Source organism: Actinoplanes sichuanensis, assembly GCF_033097365.1.
Classification (GTDB): domain Bacteria; phylum Actinomycetota; class Actinomycetes; order Mycobacteriales; family Micromonosporaceae; genus Actinoplanes; species Actinoplanes sichuanensis.
In genome coordinates this window covers 8,512,970-8,528,492 of the sequence record NZ_AP028461.1, presented here as the reverse complement: position 1 = coordinate 8,528,492, position 15,523 = coordinate 8,512,970, and the positions used below count along the sequence as shown (strand labels likewise).

The following is a 15,523-nucleotide window of genomic DNA, read 5'->3' as shown; positions in this document are numbered from 1 at the left end:
TTCCTTCCTTCTCGGTAGTTCCGTTATGCGGGCGGGAGCAGTAGGAGGTTCAGGTACCAGGTGGCCAGGGGAGTCGCGGCGAAGACCGCCAGGAGGGCGCCGGCCAACATGCTCGGGCCGAACGGGATCCGGTCCTTGCGTTTGGCCCTGCGGAGCAGCAGCAACACGGTGGCCGGCAGTCCGCCGATCAGGAAGCCGGCGAAGGCACCGACCGCGACCGCGTCCCAGCCGAGCCAGCCGAGGTAGAAACCGAGCAGCGGGGCCAGCTTCACATCGCCGCCGCCCAGGCCGAAGATGGCCAGGAACTCGTAGAGAGCGAAGAGGATCACTGCGGCGATGGCGGCCCGGAGCAGGGCTCCCGGGTCGCCGGTGAGGATCGAAGCCGGCGCCAGCAGGGCGATCGCCACGCCGTACGAGGGGACCACGATCTTGTTGGGGAGTCGCATCCGGTCGAAGTCGATCATGGTGAGAGCGACCGCGATGGCGGCGAGGTAGAGGTAGGCGGGCAGTTCCCAGGAGAGTCCGAACCGGGCCGTCACCGCCACGAACAGGGCGCCGGTGCCGGCCTCGACGAGGGGGTACCTGACGCTGATCGGCTCGTCGCAGTCGGCGCACTTACCGCGGAGCATCAGCCAACCGAGAACCGGGACGTTGTGCCAGGGCCGGATCGGGCTGTCGCACCTCGGGCACTGCGACGGCGGGTGGACCAGCGACTTTCCGTCCGGCACCCGGTGGATCACCACGTTCAGGAACGAGCCGACCGCGAGCCCGAGGAGGGCCGTGACACAGAGCAGGAAGTAGTCCGGCACGGTGGTCCTCCTCGGGGCTCGCGGTGGCTGTTACCAGCTTGCTGCAGGCGTCAGCCGCAGGTGGCGAAGTTGGCGGTGGTGATGGCGGTGGTCTCCTTGACCGAGCCACCGGCGTTGCTGTCGTACAGGTAGTACTTGCCGGTGGTGCCACCGGTGTTGTTCGCGCAGACCTTGTACACGCCGCTGTTGGCGGTCGAGACGTAGTGGATGACGGTCTTGTCCGACAGGGTGACCGAGCCGCTGGCACCGCCGGAGCCGGCCGGCAGGGTCATCTTGGTGGCGCCGGCACTGTCGTTGGTCAGCGGGCCGGTCGGGTAGGTGTTGCCGTTGCTGGTGTACCACTGCTCGATCGCGCTGATGGCGCCACGGACGTCGGACTGGGCCGACTTGTCGGCGGCACCCTGCCGGTAGTTCAGGTAGACCGGCACGGCGATGGCGACCAGGACGCCGATGATGACCACGACGACCAGAAGCTCGATGAGGGTGAAGCCTTCGTCGTCCTTCTTGCCGGCACGGAGACGGGCGATGACATCCTGCATTTCGGGGTCCTCCAGGACATGGGGGTGGGGCGGGGAAGGGTGTTCGGGCTCGGGTGCCCGGGGTATTACCGCCGGCCGTCGGGAGTCGGCCGGTGAATCGGCAGTCGCTTCGTTGCGGGGCCGTGTCAGTTCTGGATGTTCTGGTAAATCGTGAACATCGGCAGGTAAAGGCAGATCACCATGCCGCCGACCACGGTGCCCATGACGAGCACCATGATGGGTTCGATCGATGCGGTCAGTGATTCCGCGGCCTCATCGACCTCGCGGTCATAGAAGTCGGCAATCTTGTCGAGCATCTGACTGATCTGACCGCTCTCTTCTCCGACTTCGATCATCTGGGTGACCATCTCGGGGAAGATCGGGTGGTGCCGCAGCGCCGAGGACATGGGGTGACCGTCACGAACGGTCGACTGCACGTCCTTCATCGCGGCGTTGATCACCTCGTTTCCGGTGGTCTCGCCGACCACCGCGAGTGCCTGCATGACCGGAACGCCGACGTTCAGGAGCAGGCCGAGGTTGCGTGAGAAGCGGCTCATGGCGAGCTTGCGCAGCAGCGGACCGAAGACCGGGAGTCGAATCTTGAGAGAGTCGACCTTGAGTCGGAAGTCCTCGCTGTCGCGCATCTTGCGCCGGTAGAAGTAGCCGCCGCCGAACATCATGATGAGCACCAGCGGGCCGATCCAGCCCATGTTGTGGCTGGCGGTGACCAGGAACTGAGTGATCGCCGGCAGTTCGCCGCCGAGGCTTTTGAACATCGCCTCGAAGATCGGGACGATGAAGATCAGCACGCCGGCGATCATCACGAAGGTGAAGCCCAGCACGATCGCCGGATAGGTCAGCGCGCTCTTGATCTTGCCGCGGAGCGCGGTGTCCTTCTCCAGGCTCTCGGCGATCTGCTCGAGGGCCTTGTCGATCATACCGCCGGTCTCACCGGCCCTGATCATGGCGATCATCAGGCGCGGGAAGACCCGGTCGTGCTTCGCCATCGACGCCGACAGCCCGGCGCCACCCGCCACGTCGGCCCGCAGTTCGCCGAGCGCCTTCTTCAGCGGCAGCGACGAGGTCTGCTCCTCCAGGATCGCCAGCGACCGCAGCAGCGACATGCCGGAGGCGGTCATGGTGGCGAACTGCCGCGCGAAGACCGCGAGGTCCTTCAGCTTGACGCGGTTCCCCATGCCGGGGATCTTGATCTCCTTCTGGAGACCCTGACCCGCCTCGATCAGGTCGAGCGGGACCTCGCCGCGCTGGCGCAGCATGTGGGTGGCGGCCGCCTCGTTGGGGGCCTCGATCGTGCCCTTGGCCTTCTTACCCGAGGCGTCGATCGCGTGATAGGTGAATGTCTTGGTGGACGCCATCGGATCAGGTCCTTCCCACGAGTCGCTTGAGTTCCTCGGCGCCGTGGCAGATCTCCAGAGCCGCCGGCATGCTGACGATGCCCTCGCGGACCTTCTCGGCCAGATGCTGGTCGAAGGCGAGCATGCCCTCGGCGCCACCGGCCTGCATGAAGGACGGGATCTGGTGCGTCTTGCCCTCCCGGATCAGGCTGCGGATGGCCGGGGTGGCGGTGAGGATCTCGCAGATCACGGCACGCCCCTTTCCGTCGGCCGTCGGCGCCAGCGCCTGAGTGATCACACCCTGGAGACTGGCCGCCAGCTGGGCGCGGATCTGCAGCTGTTGATGCGGCGGGAAGATGTCGATGACACGGTCGATGGTCTGGGTGGCGCTCTGCGTGTGCAGGGTCGCCATCACCAGGTGACCGGTCTCCGCCGCGGTCAGCGCCGTGGCGGTGGTGGTCAGGTCACGCAGCTCGCCGACCAGGATGATGTCCGGGTCCTGCCGCAGCGCGTGCTTGAGCGCCGAGGCGAAGGTCTCGGTGTCGGCGCCGACCTCCCGCTGGTTCACCACACACCGCTTGTGCGGGTGCAGGAACTCGATCGGGTCCTCGATGGTGATGATGTGGTCGGCCCGGCTGCGGTTGGCCAGGTCGAGCAGTGAGGCCAGGGTGGTGGTCTTGCCGGAACCGGTCGGGCCGGTCACCAGGACGAGACCACGCGGCAGGTGCGCGAAGCGGCCCACCGACTCCGGCATGCCCAGCTCGTCCAGCGGCTTGATCTTGTGCGGGATGGCCCGGAAGACCGCCCCACACGAGGTCCGCTGCCGGTAGAGGTTGCCGCGGAATCGGGAGACCCCGACGATGCTGTGCGCGAAGTCCATCTCCTGCTCGGCGAGGAAGGTCTCCCACTGAGCGGTGGTGACGGCCGCGCGGGCCAGCAGTTCGGTGTCCGAGCCGTTCAGCTTGCCGTAGCCGGGGATCGCCCGGAGCGAGCCGTGCACCCGCATCATCGGCGGGGAGCCGACCGTCAGGTGCAGGTCGGAGCCACCCGACTCGACCAGGGTGATGAGCATCTGGTCGAGCACTTCCAGATCGTCGGAGCGGTACGCCTGACGCCCGTCGTGCTGAAGCGTGTCCATCTGTCCCTCCCGGTCCGTCCTCGGTGTTTCCGACGCCAGTTGAATCGGCAACGCACGGACCGGGTTTAGTAGCCAAACAGGTGCGCTAAACAGCCACCCGGGAGACTTCGCGGATCGAGGTCAGGCCGCCCGCCGCCTTGGCCAGGCCGTCGGCGCGCAGGTCGTACATGCCCTGGGTGAGGGCGACCTCGCGGATCTCGCCGGCCGAGGCGCGCTTGATGGTCAGCGACTCGATCTCCGGGCTCACCTGCATCACCTCGTGGATCGCGATGCGGCCCTTGTACCCGGTGTTGGCGCAGTTGCGGCAGCCCACCGGCTTGTACAGCACCTCGGGATAGGCCAGGTCCGCCAGAGGCCAACTGGCGCCGAGGATCTCCTCCTCGGTCGGGGTGTACGGCTCCTTGCACCAGTCGCAGATTCGTCGGGCCAGACGCTGGGCGAGTACGCAGTCCAGTGACGAGCCGACCAGGAACGGCTCGATGCCCATCTCGGTGAGTCGGGTGACCGCGCCCGGTGCGTCGTTGGTGTGCAATGTGGAGAGCAGGAGGTGGCCGGTGAGCGCGGCCTCGACCGCGATCTGCGCGGTGTTGCCGTCCCGGATCTCACCGATCAGCACGACGTCCGGGTCGGTACGCAGGATGGCCGGCAGCACCGCCGCGAACGTCAGCCCGGCCTTCGCGTTGACCTGCACCTGGTTGATGCCGCGCAGCCGGTACTCGACCGGGTCCTCGACGGTGATCACGTTGACCTCGGGTCGACTGATCTTGCCGAGGGTGGCGTACAGCGTGGTCGACTTGCCGGAACCGGTCGGGCCGGTCACCAGCACCATGCCGTGCGGCTTGGTGAACGACTCGGAGAAGCGTTTCAGGTTGTGCTGGGTGAAGCCGAGTTTCGCCAGGTCGAGGTCGATGCCACCGGTGTCCAGGACGCGGAGAACGATCTTCTCGCCCCACACCGTGGGCAGGGTGGCGGTACGCAGGTCGACCGAACGGTCGCGGATCATCGCGGTGATGCGGCCGTTCTGCGGGACCCGTTTCTCGGTGATGTCGACCCCGGACATGATCTTGATGCGGGAGATCAGCGCGTTCATCACGCCCCGGGGCACCAGGTCCACCTCGTGCAGCACGCCGTCGATCCGGTAGCGGACCCGCATGTCGTCCTCGGTCGGCTCCAGGTGCAGGTCGGAGGCGCGGTTCATGACGGCCTGCTCGATCAGGCTGTTCACGTACCGGACGATCGGGGCGTCATCGGTGCTGGTCTGCTGCGCGGCCATCCCGGCCTGGTCGTCGAGCGCCTCGTCGGCCAGGTCGGCCAGGTCGGCGCCCTCACGCTGGAGTCGTTCGATGATCCGGCGGACCTCGCTGCGGGCCACCACCACCGGCCGGATCGTCATGCCGGTCGCGGCCCGCACGTCGTCCAGAGCCACCACGTCGGCCGGATCGGTCACGCCGACGACCAGTTCGCCGTCGTTTATCGCCAGGCCGAGGACGCGGTGGCGGAGCACCACGGTCAGCGGGATCCGCTTCAGAGCCTGCGGATCCGGGGTGAAGCCGACCAGGTCCAGGGTGTTGATCCCGAACGCGGCGGCGGCCGCCTGGGTCAACTGCTCCTCGGTGACGACCTGGTCGTTGATCAGGACGGCGCGGACCGGCCGGCCGCTGCGTTGTGCCTCCGCCGCGGCTCGGTCCACCGCGTCGGGGTCGACGCCGATCTGTTTGAGGGCGTCGAGCAGCGGGCGGAAGGTCTGATCCATGGGTTCCTCGGCCGGGGCGGGAAAGAGGGCTCAGAGATCCAGTCGGACACTTCCGGGAGGAACTGAGCGCGAGGATCAGTGTCGGAAGGTGCGGCGATAAGCGGACGGGGCGACACCGATCGTGGCGTGCATGTGCTGGCGCAGGGCGGTGGCACTGCCCAGCCCGGACCGGCGGGCCACCGCGTCGACCGCCAGGTCGGTCGACTCCAGCAGGATGCGGGCGTGCTCGACCCGCTGGCGGAGCAGCCACTGTCGCGGGCTCAGGCCGGTCTCGTCGCGGAACCGGCGGGTGAACGTTCGTACGCTCATCCGGGCGTGCCCGGCCATCTCCTCCAGGGTGACCGGATCGGCCAGCCGGTCCAGCACCCACGCTCGGGTCCCCTCGGTGCCGGCGCCGGCCGCGGCGGGCACCGGCCGTTCGATGTACTGCGCCTGACCGCCGTCCCGCCACGGCGGCACCACGCAGCGCCGGGCCGTCCGATTCGCCACCGCGGCGCCGTGGTCGGTACGGATGATGTGCAGGCACAGATCCACCCCGGCGCCCACCCCGGCCGAGGTCAGGACGTCGCCGTCGTCCACGAAGAGGACGTCGAAGTCCCATTTCACCTGCGGATAGAGACCGCCGATCCGGTCCGCCCAGGCCCAGTGGGTGGCGGCCGGGCGGCCGTCCAGCAGACCGGCCGCGGCCAGCACCGACGCGCCGGTGCAGATCGAGACGATCCGGGCGCCCCGGGCCGCGGCGGCGACCAGCGCGTCCCGGACATCGGCCGGCAGGGTGCCGTCGGTGACCGGGCCGCCCCGGTGGATGCCGGGGACGACCACCGTGTCGGCGATCGCCAACTGCTCCAGGCCGTGGTCGGGGACGACGGTGAAGCCCGCCTCGGCGGTGACCGGGCCGGGGCCGCAGACCCGCACGTCGTACAGCCTGGTCATCGTGTCGTCGCGGGCGGAGAGGAACACCTGTGTCGGGGTGCCCAGGTCGAAGGGGACCAGGCCGTCGAGGATCAGCACGGAAATCAGGTGCGTCATGGCTCGATTCTTGCGCATGATGGCCCTCGGGCCACTCGTCCGAACGCTCGTGAGGAAGAAGGATCAGTGCCGTGAGACGTATCCATCCCGCCTGGACGGTCGCCGCGGTCACCTTCATCGCCCTGCTCGGGGCGGCCGGTTTCCGGGCCACGCCGTCCGTCATGCTCCAGCCGCTGCACGACGAGTTCGGCTGGTCGCTCGGCACGATCTCCGCCGCCGTGTCGGTGAACCTGCTGCTCTACGGCCTGACCGCGCCGTTCGCGGCGGCCCTGATGGCCCGGTTCGGCATCCGCCGGGTCGCGATGGCCGCGTTGCTGCTGGTCTCGGCCGGCTCCGGGCTGACCCTGTGGATGACCCAGAGCTGGCAGCTGGTGCTCTGCTGGGGTGTGCTGGTCGGGCTCGGCACCGGTTCACTGGCCCTGGGCTTCGTGGCCACCATCACCGGGCGCTGGTTCGTCAAGCACCGTGGGCTGGTCACCGGGGTGCTGACCGCGGCCGGAGCGACCGGGAACCTGATCTTCCTGCCGGTGCTGTCCCGGATCGTCGAGTCCGACGGGTGGCGGACGGCCGCTCTCACCGTGTCGATCTCGGCGCTTCTGGTCGTACCCCTGCTGTGGTGGCGGTTGCGGGACCATCCGGCCGACCTGAACGTGCCCGCCCTCGGCGCCACCGAGATCGAGGAGCCGGCGAAGCCGGCCGGAGGCGCCGCCGGAAACGCGCTGCGGGCCCTCCGGGACGCCGCCCGGACCAGGCCGTTCTGGTTGCTCGCCGGGGGTTTCGCGATCTGTGGCGCGACCACCAACGGCCTGGTCGGCACGCACTTCATCCCGGCCGCGCACGACCACGGAATGCCGCAGACCACCGCGGCCACCCTGCTTGCGCTGGTCGGAGTCTTCGACGTGGTCGGCACCATCGCGTCCGGCTGGCTCACCGACCGGGTCGACAGTCGGATCCTGCTCGGCGCTTACTACGCGCTGCGCGGACTGTCGCTACTCACACTGCCGTCGCTGTTCGCCGCGACGGCTCACCCGAGCATGCTGATCTTCATCCTGTTCTACGGGCTGGACTGGGTGGCCACCGTGCCGCCGACCGTGACGCTCTGCCGGGAGTACTTCGGGGCCGCCGGGCCGATCGTGTTCGGCTGGGTCTTCGCCTCGCACCAGTTCGGCGCGGCGGCCGCCGCCACGGCCGCCGGCCTCGCGCGTGACCAGTTCGGCAACTACACCGTCGCCTGGTACGCGGCCGGCGGCCTGGCGATCCTCGGCGCGATCCTGAGCCTGATGCTCTACGCCGGGAAACGTCTCCCGCTGTTGGAACAGTCCGTGCAGGGCGCTACATCTCGAGCTTGACCTCGGCCGACTGCTTGTCGAGCAGTTCGGTCACCCCGATCGCCGGCATCGGCCGGGCGAAGTGGTAACCCTGCGCCCGGCCGGCGCCCAGGTCCTTGAGCCGCTCGGCCTGACCGGCGTCCTCGACACCCTCGGCGACCGGTGACAGGTTGAAGGTCCGGGCGATGTGCAGCACCGCCTCGGCGACCGAGGCGCCGCCGGTCTCCGGCATCGCCTGCACGAACGAGCGGTCGATCTTGACCACGTCGACGGGCAGGGTGCTGAGGTGGCTGAGCGAGGAGAAGCCGGTGCCGAAGTCGTCCAGGGCGATCCGGACACCCAACTCCTTGAGCTGGCTCAGCACCCGGGCCGACTCGACCAGGTCGGTCAGCGCCACCGACTCGGTCAGCTCCAGCACCAGGTCCTGCGGGGGCAGGCCGGTACGCTCCAGCACCTCCCGGACCTCGTCGATCAGCCTGGGGTTGGTCAACTGGGACGCCGACAGGTTGACGTTCATCTCGAAACCGGGGTGCCGGTCCTGCCAGGCCAGTGCCTGCCGGCAGGCCTCCTCGAGCACCCAGCCGCCGAGCCGGGGAACCTGACCCAGCTGCTCGGCCAGGTCCAGGAAGAGCGCCGGCGGGACCAGGCCCTTCTCCGGGTGCCGCCAGCGGACCAGCGCCTCCACCCCGACGGTGATCCCGCCGTTGTCCAGGTCCACGATCGGCTGGTAGTGCACCTCGAACTCGCCCGCCTCCAGACCGCGCATCAGGTCCTGCTCGGCGATCCGACGCTGCTCCGCCTTCGCGAACAGCACCGGGTCGAACCGGCGGGCCACTCCACCGCCGTCCCGCTTGGCCCGGATCAGGGCCTGGTCGGCGCGGCGCAGCACTCCGTCCAGGCCGTCGTGGCCGTCGGTGATGGCGACACCGGCACTGGCCCGGATGCTCAGCGCCACTCCGGCCACCTGCAGCGGGCGGTGCAGCTCGGTCAGCACACGCTCGGCCACCGCGACCGCCGCCTGCTCGTCCTCCAGGCCGGGCAGCAGCACCACGAACTCGTCGCCGTCGAGACGGGCCACCGTGTCGTTGGCACGCACGTTCACGGCGAGACGGTCGGCCGCCGCACGCAGCAGCTCGTCGCCCGCGGCGTGCCCGAGCACGTCGTTGACCTCTTTCAGACCGTCCAGGTCGACCACGATCACCGCGGTCTGGGTGCGGGACGGCTCGGCGAGCACCTCCTCGGCGTACTCGACGAACATCCGCCGGTTGCCGAGGCCGGTCAGCGGGTCCCGGAAGGCCTGCTGCGCGAGTAGCGTCTGCTGGCGGTTCCGCTCCGGGTCGATCCGGTGGCCGAGGAACTGTCGCAGCAGCCCGGCACCCGCCACCAGCAGGACCAGCCAGGTCGCCACCGGCGGGAGATCCCCGGCGACGTGCCTGATGCCGGCGACGGTCAGGGCGGCCGCCACGGTGACATACCGCAGCACCCCACGCCTGTTGTCCAGCAGCAGAACGGCGAGGCCCAGGCAGAGCACCGCCAGGAGCGGCATGATCCGCCCCAGCAGCCCACCGGGCTGCGCGGGATCGGCCACCGGCCAGGCGAGCAGTACCAGCGACGCGAGCACCACGGCGTCGTCGACGACGACCCGAACCCGGTCCCACAGAGCGTTGCGACCCACGATCCACCTCCGGCGAGACACATCGGTCCTGGCCGGGCCCGGTTGAGTCATCAGACCGCGGTTACTTCAAGATCTATTGGGGTACGGCTTCACGGTCGGTGACGACAGCCTGCTCCGGTCGATGCGTTGCCAGGGCGTTACACCGGTCGTCGAGTCGGGTGACCAGGGTCGCGGGGTTTGCGCGGGCGTGATCTCATGGGACTTCATCACGGTAAGTCGGTAACGGAGGGCTATAACGTGCTGGATGGAGAGCGCGGCGTCGACGACGGCGTCCCACGCGCCGCCGAGGGCGTGACACCTGTCGACGTGGAGGAGCCGGTGATGCCGGCGCCCGAGTTCCCGACCTTCACCCGCACCGCGGGGTTGCCCCATCAGTCACCGGGCAACGGTTTCGAGAGCGGACGCGACAGTCGTGCACGGTGAACCCAGCCCCTCGCTGCCCCGCCGCGGCCCGGCCCCACCCGTCGACCGGATGGACAACGCCGAGCTGGCCCGGCTGATCGAGTCCGAGCACCCCTATCGGGGGAAGGCGCTCTTCGAGCTCTGCGACCGGATCGCGCTCGACGACGACGCGGCGACCAAGGTCGGGATGCTGTCCCGGCTCACCTCGCTGCGGCGGGCGCGACTCTTCGACCGGGTGTCGCTGGCCTGGTCGGCGATCATCGCGCTGCTGGCGGCGGAGACCACGCACTCGCGTGACGAGGCGTATGCCGCGTTCGGGGCGCTGGACCCGGAGGAACAGCGCGACATGCTGGACTACCTGGAGGTCACGAAGATCGAGGAGGCCCACCCGCGAATCACGTGAGCGGGCCTCACGGGCGGATCAGGCCTGGATCAGGACGTCTCGGCGGAACGCGACCCGGTCGCGTACGGCTGAGGCGTCCGGTTTCGGGTCCGGGTAGAACCACGCGGCGTCCGGTGCGGTGTGCCCGTCCGACCGCAGCGAGTAGTAGGACGCCTTGCCCTTCCAGGGGCAGACGGTGTGCGTGTCCGAGGGGACGAGCACGTCCTCGCGGACACTGTCGAGGGGGAAGTAGTGGTTGCCCTCGAGCACCACCGTGTCCTCGCTCTCGGCGATCACTTCGTCGTTCCAGATGGCCTTCGGCATGCCCCGAACCTAGCGCGAAGCCGGGTTTGTGTCTGATATGTGCGATTTATTCACCTCCCGTGGGTGAATTGCCGCGACCCGGTTGAAGATCTAGAGTCGAATTCCTTATGGAGTCTCGGTTGGACCAGCTGCGCGGCTCTGCACGGGCCAAACGCCACAACGCGCGCACCATCGCCGCGCTCACCGGTAACCCGGGCTGCAACCGTCGGGCCGTCCTCGACGCGGCCGGTATCGACAAGCAGAAACTCGCCGAGCACATCGGCTTCCCGGGCAGCTTCGGCCAGTCCCGGTTCGCGCTGTCCCGCGGCAACGCCTTCGAGGCCATGCTCAAGGCCGACGACTGCGCCGTGCTGCGCGACGTGCTCGCCGCCGACGCCGGGCTCGGCTATCAGGACCTCGCCGCCGACACGCTGAGTGACCGGCACGAGCAGACCGTCAAGGTGCTCGCCGACGCCCGGTCCGCGCTCATCGACCACCCGCTGCTCACCCTCGACATCGCCGGCCAGACCGTCTATCTCGAGCCCGACCTGATCGCGTACGCCCACCACGGCCGCCTCCAGGTGGTCGAGATCAAATCGTTCGCGATCATCGACGGGCAGGCCGACAGCGCCAAGGTCTCGGCCGCCGCCACACAGGCCGCCGTCTACGTCCTCGCCCTCCGCGACCTGCTGGAACGCCTCGGCCAGGACCCGTCGGCGGTCAGTCACGAGGTCGTCCTGGTCTGCCCGGCCGACTTCAGCTTCCACCCCACCGCGGTCGTCCTCGACGTCCGTAAACAGCTCGCCACCCTGCGACGTCAGCTGTCCCGCCTCGCCTCGGTCGGCGACCTGATCGACGCCCTCCCGGCCGGCCTCACCTTCGACCTCGCGCTCGAACCCGACGAGATCGTCGCCGCACTGGGTCACGTCGAGGCCCGCTACGCCCCGGAGTGCCTGTCCGCCTGCGAACTCTCCGTCTACTGCCGCGGCGAGGCCTCCGGCAGCACGGCGGCACTCGGCCGGACCGTCCGGGAGGCGCTCGGCGGCATCGACTCGGTCGGCGAGGTGCTCGCTCTGGCCGAGGGCCGGCAGGAGCCGAAACCCGAGCAGGCCGAGGCCGCCGCGATGCTCCAGGCTGCACTTCGGTTGCGGTCCGAGGCTCTTTCTTGAGTACGCTCACCGCGCTCGCCCGGGCGCAGGCGGTCGCCACCGGTCGCGCCCAGCCCATCGCCACCGTGCGCCACCTGCATGTGCACGACCACCCGCTGGTGCTGATCCCGCTGGTGATGGCCGGTGAGGCGAACGCGCCACTGGCCGCCATGGTCGGCACCGACCCGGCCCGGCCGAGACTCCTCGTGGTCGGTCAGCCCCGTAACCGCGACGAACGGTTCGCCTTCGCCGCCGAGCTCGCCGCGACCCTGGTGGACTACGTCGACTCGTTCACCGACGCCACCGAGGACGTCGCCGTCGATCGCGGTAAGGACGTGCGGCAGCGGTACGTCGACGCGCCCCAGATCTGGGTGCCCAACCCGGCCGGAGCCGACTTCCTACGCCTCTTCGGCCGGTCCACCCGGTTCCGGCGTACCGACGGCGACAACCCGGTTCCGGCCGCCGTGCCGCTGCTCGGGCGCTGGCTCACCTTCTTCGCCAACACCGCCGAGGTGCCCGGCTCGTCGCTGCTGGTCAACGCGGTGCAGGCGCTCGGGCTGCACTGGGTCACCGGGCAGAGCAGCGCCGAGGACGCCCAGTTCGGGGTGCAGCTCGCCTGGATCGAGTCCGGTGCGGGCGCCGCCCGCGAGGCCGAGAACGGGCCGGTCGCCGGGCCCGCCACCGACCCCGACTTCGACAACCGGGTGCTCGCGCCACTGATCGAGCGGTCCGCACCGGAGCTGCCCTCAGTACTGCACGATCTACTGCTGCCCACCTGGGAACGGATGTGGCGGACCCTCGGCCTGCTGCGCCGACTGCCCGTCGGCGAGCGGGTCCGCCTGCGCTGGGACGCCGACCGGGACGCCTTCACCGCCTTCGCGCAGAACCTCGCCGAGGGCGGCCCGCCGCAACCCCGCCGGGACGGTGCGGTAGCCGCCGCCGCGCGCCTGCAACGCCTGGAGAGCGCCGCCTCCCGGTACGCCGTCCAGCGCGCCTTCGACGACCCGCTGGTCCTGGCCGAATATCGGCTCAGCGGCGCCGCCTTCGCCGGCGTGGTCACCCTGGCGAACCCGGACCGGGTCGACGACAGCGGCAAACGGCCGGTGCTCCGGCCCCGGATCATGGTCCGCACCACCGAGCCGGTCCGGGTCGAACCAGGCGTGTCCCTGACCTCACCGGCCCGGCCCGCCCAGAAGGCGCGGGTCGTCTCGATCAGCCCGGACGGCGACGTGCTGCTCGAACTGTCCGGCGGGATGGGGCGACGGCTGGTCGCCGAGCCGGGCAGTGTCCCGGCGGTGGGAGAGCGGCTGGTCCTCACCACGCTCAGCGAGGCGTACCGGCCCGGCGGCACGCTGCCCGACCCGGCCGAGACACCCTGGACCCACGGCGGCCCGCCGGTCCCCTTCGACCCGTCAGCTCAGCCGGACCAGCCGTCAGGTCAATCGGACCAGCCGTCAGCTCAGCCGGACCAGGAGGAGGGCGATGTCGTCGCTCCTTCGCGGGGCGACCTCCAGGAGCCGGGCGCAGAGCTCGTCACCGGAGTGGGTCGCGTACTCCCGTAGCACCGCCGACAGCCGGGCGACCCCGTCGTCCAGCAGCTGCTCCCGGTCCTCGACCAGGCCGTCGGTGTAGAGAACCAGCGTCGAACCGGCCGGGACGAATCGGCGTGCCGTCGTGCGTGGCTCGCCCCTCGGCGGCAGGCCCAGCAGCGGCTCCGGCGGCACCCACCACACCTGCACCTGACCGTCCGGCAGCAACAACAACGGCGGCGGGTGCCCGGCATTGGCGAACCCCACCTCATAACCCGACCAGCAGGTACGCACGCGGGCCAGCACCGCCGTCGCCGAAGCCGACACCCGGAGGCCGTGCAGCGCCTGGTCCAGGGCGGTGAGCAGGGTGCCCGGCTCCTCGTCACGGCCGTAGGCGTCGCCGCGTACCAGATTGCGAAGCTGACCCATGGTCGCGGCGGCCTCGATGTCGTGACCGGACACGTCGCCGACCGCGACCACCACACTGCCGTCCGGCTGGGCGAACGCGTCATACCAGTCGCCGCCGACCGCCGCGCCGTCCTGCGCCGGAAGATACCTGGCGTGCAGCTCGATCCCCGGGAGCACCGGCAGCTCGGTGAGCAGGCTCCGCTGCAGCACCTCGGCGACGTGCCGCTGCTCCCGGTACAGCCGCCCGTTCTCCACGGCCAGACCCGCCCGGCGGCCCACCTCGGCCGCCGTCCACTCCTCGGCGGCCGTGAACTCCGGCCGATCCGGGCGGTTCACCAGCAGGATCGCGCCCAGCGCCCGCCGTCGCACCGGGGACACCACGGGCACGATCAGCGACGCGCCGAACCCGGCCCGCGCGGTGATCTCGGACAACTCGGCGTCGCTGATCCGGCTGCGCATCTCGGCGTCGCCGTCGGCCGAGCGCACCGGACGGCCCCGGGCCCGCACCGCGAGGATCATCGCCCGTAGGTCCTGATGCGAGCCGGCGGCCAGCTCGGCCAGCCGGGCCATGTCGGCCGCCCGATCCGGGTCACAGTGCGCGGCCGAGACCCGGGCCGTGCCGCCCGGATCGTCGGCGATCGCCACCACACACCAGTCGGCCAGAGCCGCCGTGACGATGTCACCGAGCCGGCGCATCGCCTCCTCCACGTCCATCGTGGCGGCCAGCGACTCGGTCAGCTCGGCGAGCAGCTCCAGCTGATGATGTGCGGACTCGGCGGCCCGGCGCGCTGCCTCGGCCTCTTCCCGGGCCGTCTCGGCCTCCTCCTTCGCCTCCTCGGCCGTGGCCCTCGCTATGCGCAGGCACACCTCGGACGAGCACACCTCGGCCAGCTCGCCGATCAGGGCGATCTCGCTCGGTGTCCAAACGCGGGGCTCCTGGTCGATGGCGGAGAGCGCGCCGACGATCAGACCGTCCGGATCGGTGATCGGGGCGCCCACATAGGCGATCGCGCCGATCTCGCCGATCATCGGGTTGTCGCTCATCCGCGGGTCGTCGCGCACGTCCGGAACCACCTGCATCTCGCCGGACATCACGACGTGCCTGCTGAACGAGTGCGACAGCGGCATCTCCCGGGCCGCCGCCAGCGGCTCCGGCACGCCCACCTGGCCGGCCAGCACCTGCCGATCCTCGTCGACCAGGCAGACCACACCCATCGGAGCATCGATCAGCTTGTGCACCAGCATCGCGACCCGGTTGAACGCGTCATCCGGAACCGGGCCCGCGGTGATCCGGCGAACCGACCGCAGACGCGGCGGATCAGCGAGCACAGCTGCACCGATCAGGCCCCACTGAAGCACCTTCGCCCCCCGCGGTCTCGACCGTCAGGTTACCGGCGACACGTGTATGCGCACCGTTTCCAAGCTGACCCGATCATCTGTTTCAACCCATCCGAACGGACGATTCACCCCCAGTCACCCCCTCGATCCGCCGTCACCGCAGGTCCCTCCGCCGCGGCCGGGTGCCGGTCGCGGCGCGCATCGGACCGCGGATCGCCACGCTTGCGGTCACGGATCCAGCTCCGGGATACCGCGCGTCGCGAGTGGGCAACAGGCCGGCGCGGGGGAGGCGTCGCGGGATCGCCACGGTGCTTCGAGCGGCCGTACAGAATGGGAGGCCGCGCGTCGGGAGTGGGCAACAGCCCGGCGGTCGCGCTGGGCCCGGCGCGGGGAGGCGCCGTGGGGATC

14 protein-coding genes are annotated in these 15,523 nt (G+C 70.1%); 5 read left to right on the top strand and 9 right to left on the bottom strand.

The window, feature by feature from the left end; genetic code table 11:
- Window positions 1-23: 23 nt before the first annotated feature.
- From Q0Z83_RS39120 to Q0Z83_RS39095, 6 genes are all read right to left on the bottom strand, one after another.
- On the bottom strand, window positions 24-809 hold the full coding sequence (locus Q0Z83_RS39120) for a prepilin peptidase (protein WP_317788388.1): 786 nt from the start codon (window positions 807-809) through the stop codon (window positions 24-26).
- Window positions 810-859: 50 nt separating this feature from the next.
- Window positions 860-1,348: a type II secretion system protein gene (locus Q0Z83_RS39115; protein ID WP_317788387.1), complete on the bottom strand. Its 489-nt coding sequence runs from the start codon at window positions 1,346-1,348 to the stop codon at window positions 860-862.
- A gap of 125 nt (window positions 1,349-1,473) precedes the next feature.
- Window positions 1,474-2,703 (bottom strand): type II secretion system F family protein, encoded by a 1,230-nt coding sequence (locus Q0Z83_RS39110; RefSeq protein ID WP_317788386.1) that lies wholly within the window; start codon window positions 2,701-2,703, stop codon window positions 1,474-1,476.
- A gap of 4 nt (window positions 2,704-2,707) precedes the next feature.
- Window positions 2,708-3,820: a type IV pilus twitching motility protein PilT gene (locus Q0Z83_RS39105; RefSeq protein ID WP_317788385.1), complete on the bottom strand. Its 1,113-nt coding sequence runs from the start codon at window positions 3,818-3,820 to the stop codon at window positions 2,708-2,710.
- Between the two features lie 85 nt (window positions 3,821-3,905).
- Window positions 3,906-5,573 carry a GspE/PulE family protein gene (locus Q0Z83_RS39100; RefSeq protein ID WP_317788384.1) on the bottom strand — a complete coding sequence of 556 codons (1,668 nt, stop codon included), beginning with the start codon at window positions 5,571-5,573 and terminating at the stop codon, window positions 3,906-3,908.
- Window positions 5,574-5,648: 75 nt separating this feature from the next.
- Entirely contained in the window at window positions 5,649-6,620 is a 972-nt protein-coding gene (locus Q0Z83_RS39095) for a GlxA family transcriptional regulator (RefSeq protein WP_378078892.1), read from the bottom strand.
- A gap of 53 nt (window positions 6,621-6,673) precedes the next feature.
- Between Q0Z83_RS39095 and Q0Z83_RS39090 the strand changes: the two genes are divergently transcribed.
- Window positions 6,674-7,951, top strand: a complete 1,278-nt coding sequence (locus Q0Z83_RS39090) for an MFS transporter (RefSeq protein ID WP_317788381.1) — start codon at window positions 6,674-6,676, stop codon at window positions 7,949-7,951.
- On the opposite strand, the gene Q0Z83_RS39085 is transcribed toward Q0Z83_RS39090, so the two are convergent.
- Window positions 7,935-9,605 carry a putative bifunctional diguanylate cyclase/phosphodiesterase gene (locus tag Q0Z83_RS39085; RefSeq protein WP_317788380.1) on the bottom strand — a complete coding sequence of 557 codons (1,671 nt, stop codon included), beginning with the start codon at window positions 9,603-9,605 and terminating at the stop codon, window positions 7,935-7,937. The genes Q0Z83_RS39090 and Q0Z83_RS39085 overlap by 17 nt on opposite strands.
- 237 nt (window positions 9,606-9,842) lie before the next feature.
- On the opposite strand from Q0Z83_RS39085, the gene Q0Z83_RS39080 reads away from it, so the two are divergent.
- Together Q0Z83_RS39080 and Q0Z83_RS39075 are read left to right on the top strand one after the other, a co-directional pair.
- The gene (locus Q0Z83_RS39080) at window positions 9,843-10,028 is read left to right on the top strand and encodes a hypothetical protein (RefSeq protein ID WP_317788379.1); all 186 of its coding nucleotides are present in this window, start codon (window positions 9,843-9,845) and stop codon (window positions 10,026-10,028) included.
- Window positions 10,018-10,410 (top strand): hypothetical protein, encoded by a 393-nt coding sequence (locus Q0Z83_RS39075; RefSeq protein ID WP_317788378.1) that lies wholly within the window; start codon window positions 10,018-10,020, stop codon window positions 10,408-10,410. The genes Q0Z83_RS39080 and Q0Z83_RS39075 overlap by 11 nt, the downstream gene beginning before the upstream one ends.
- Before the next feature lie 18 nt (window positions 10,411-10,428).
- Here Q0Z83_RS39075 and Q0Z83_RS39070 read toward each other — a convergent pair whose 3' ends face one another.
- The gene (locus Q0Z83_RS39070) at window positions 10,429-10,713 is read right to left on the bottom strand and encodes a DUF427 domain-containing protein (RefSeq protein WP_317788377.1); all 285 of its coding nucleotides are present in this window, start codon (window positions 10,711-10,713) and stop codon (window positions 10,429-10,431) included.
- A gap of 107 nt (window positions 10,714-10,820) precedes the next feature.
- Between Q0Z83_RS39070 and Q0Z83_RS39065 the strand changes: the two genes are divergently transcribed.
- Together Q0Z83_RS39065 and Q0Z83_RS39060 are read left to right on the top strand one after the other, a co-directional pair.
- The gene (locus Q0Z83_RS39065) at window positions 10,821-11,861 is read left to right on the top strand and encodes a hypothetical protein (protein ID WP_317788376.1); all 1,041 of its coding nucleotides are present in this window, start codon (window positions 10,821-10,823) and stop codon (window positions 11,859-11,861) included.
- Window positions 11,858-13,402, top strand: a complete 1,545-nt coding sequence (locus Q0Z83_RS39060; protein ID WP_317788375.1) for a hypothetical protein — start codon at window positions 11,858-11,860, stop codon at window positions 13,400-13,402. Before Q0Z83_RS39065 ends, Q0Z83_RS39060 begins: the two co-directional genes overlap by 4 nt.
- Here the strand turns inward: Q0Z83_RS39060 and Q0Z83_RS39055 are convergent.
- The gene (locus Q0Z83_RS39055) at window positions 13,295-15,106 is read right to left on the bottom strand and encodes a SpoIIE family protein phosphatase (protein WP_317788374.1); all 1,812 of its coding nucleotides are present in this window, start codon (window positions 15,104-15,106) and stop codon (window positions 13,295-13,297) included. The genes Q0Z83_RS39060 and Q0Z83_RS39055 overlap by 108 nt on opposite strands.
- Between the last annotated feature and the right edge of the window lie 417 nt (window positions 15,107-15,523).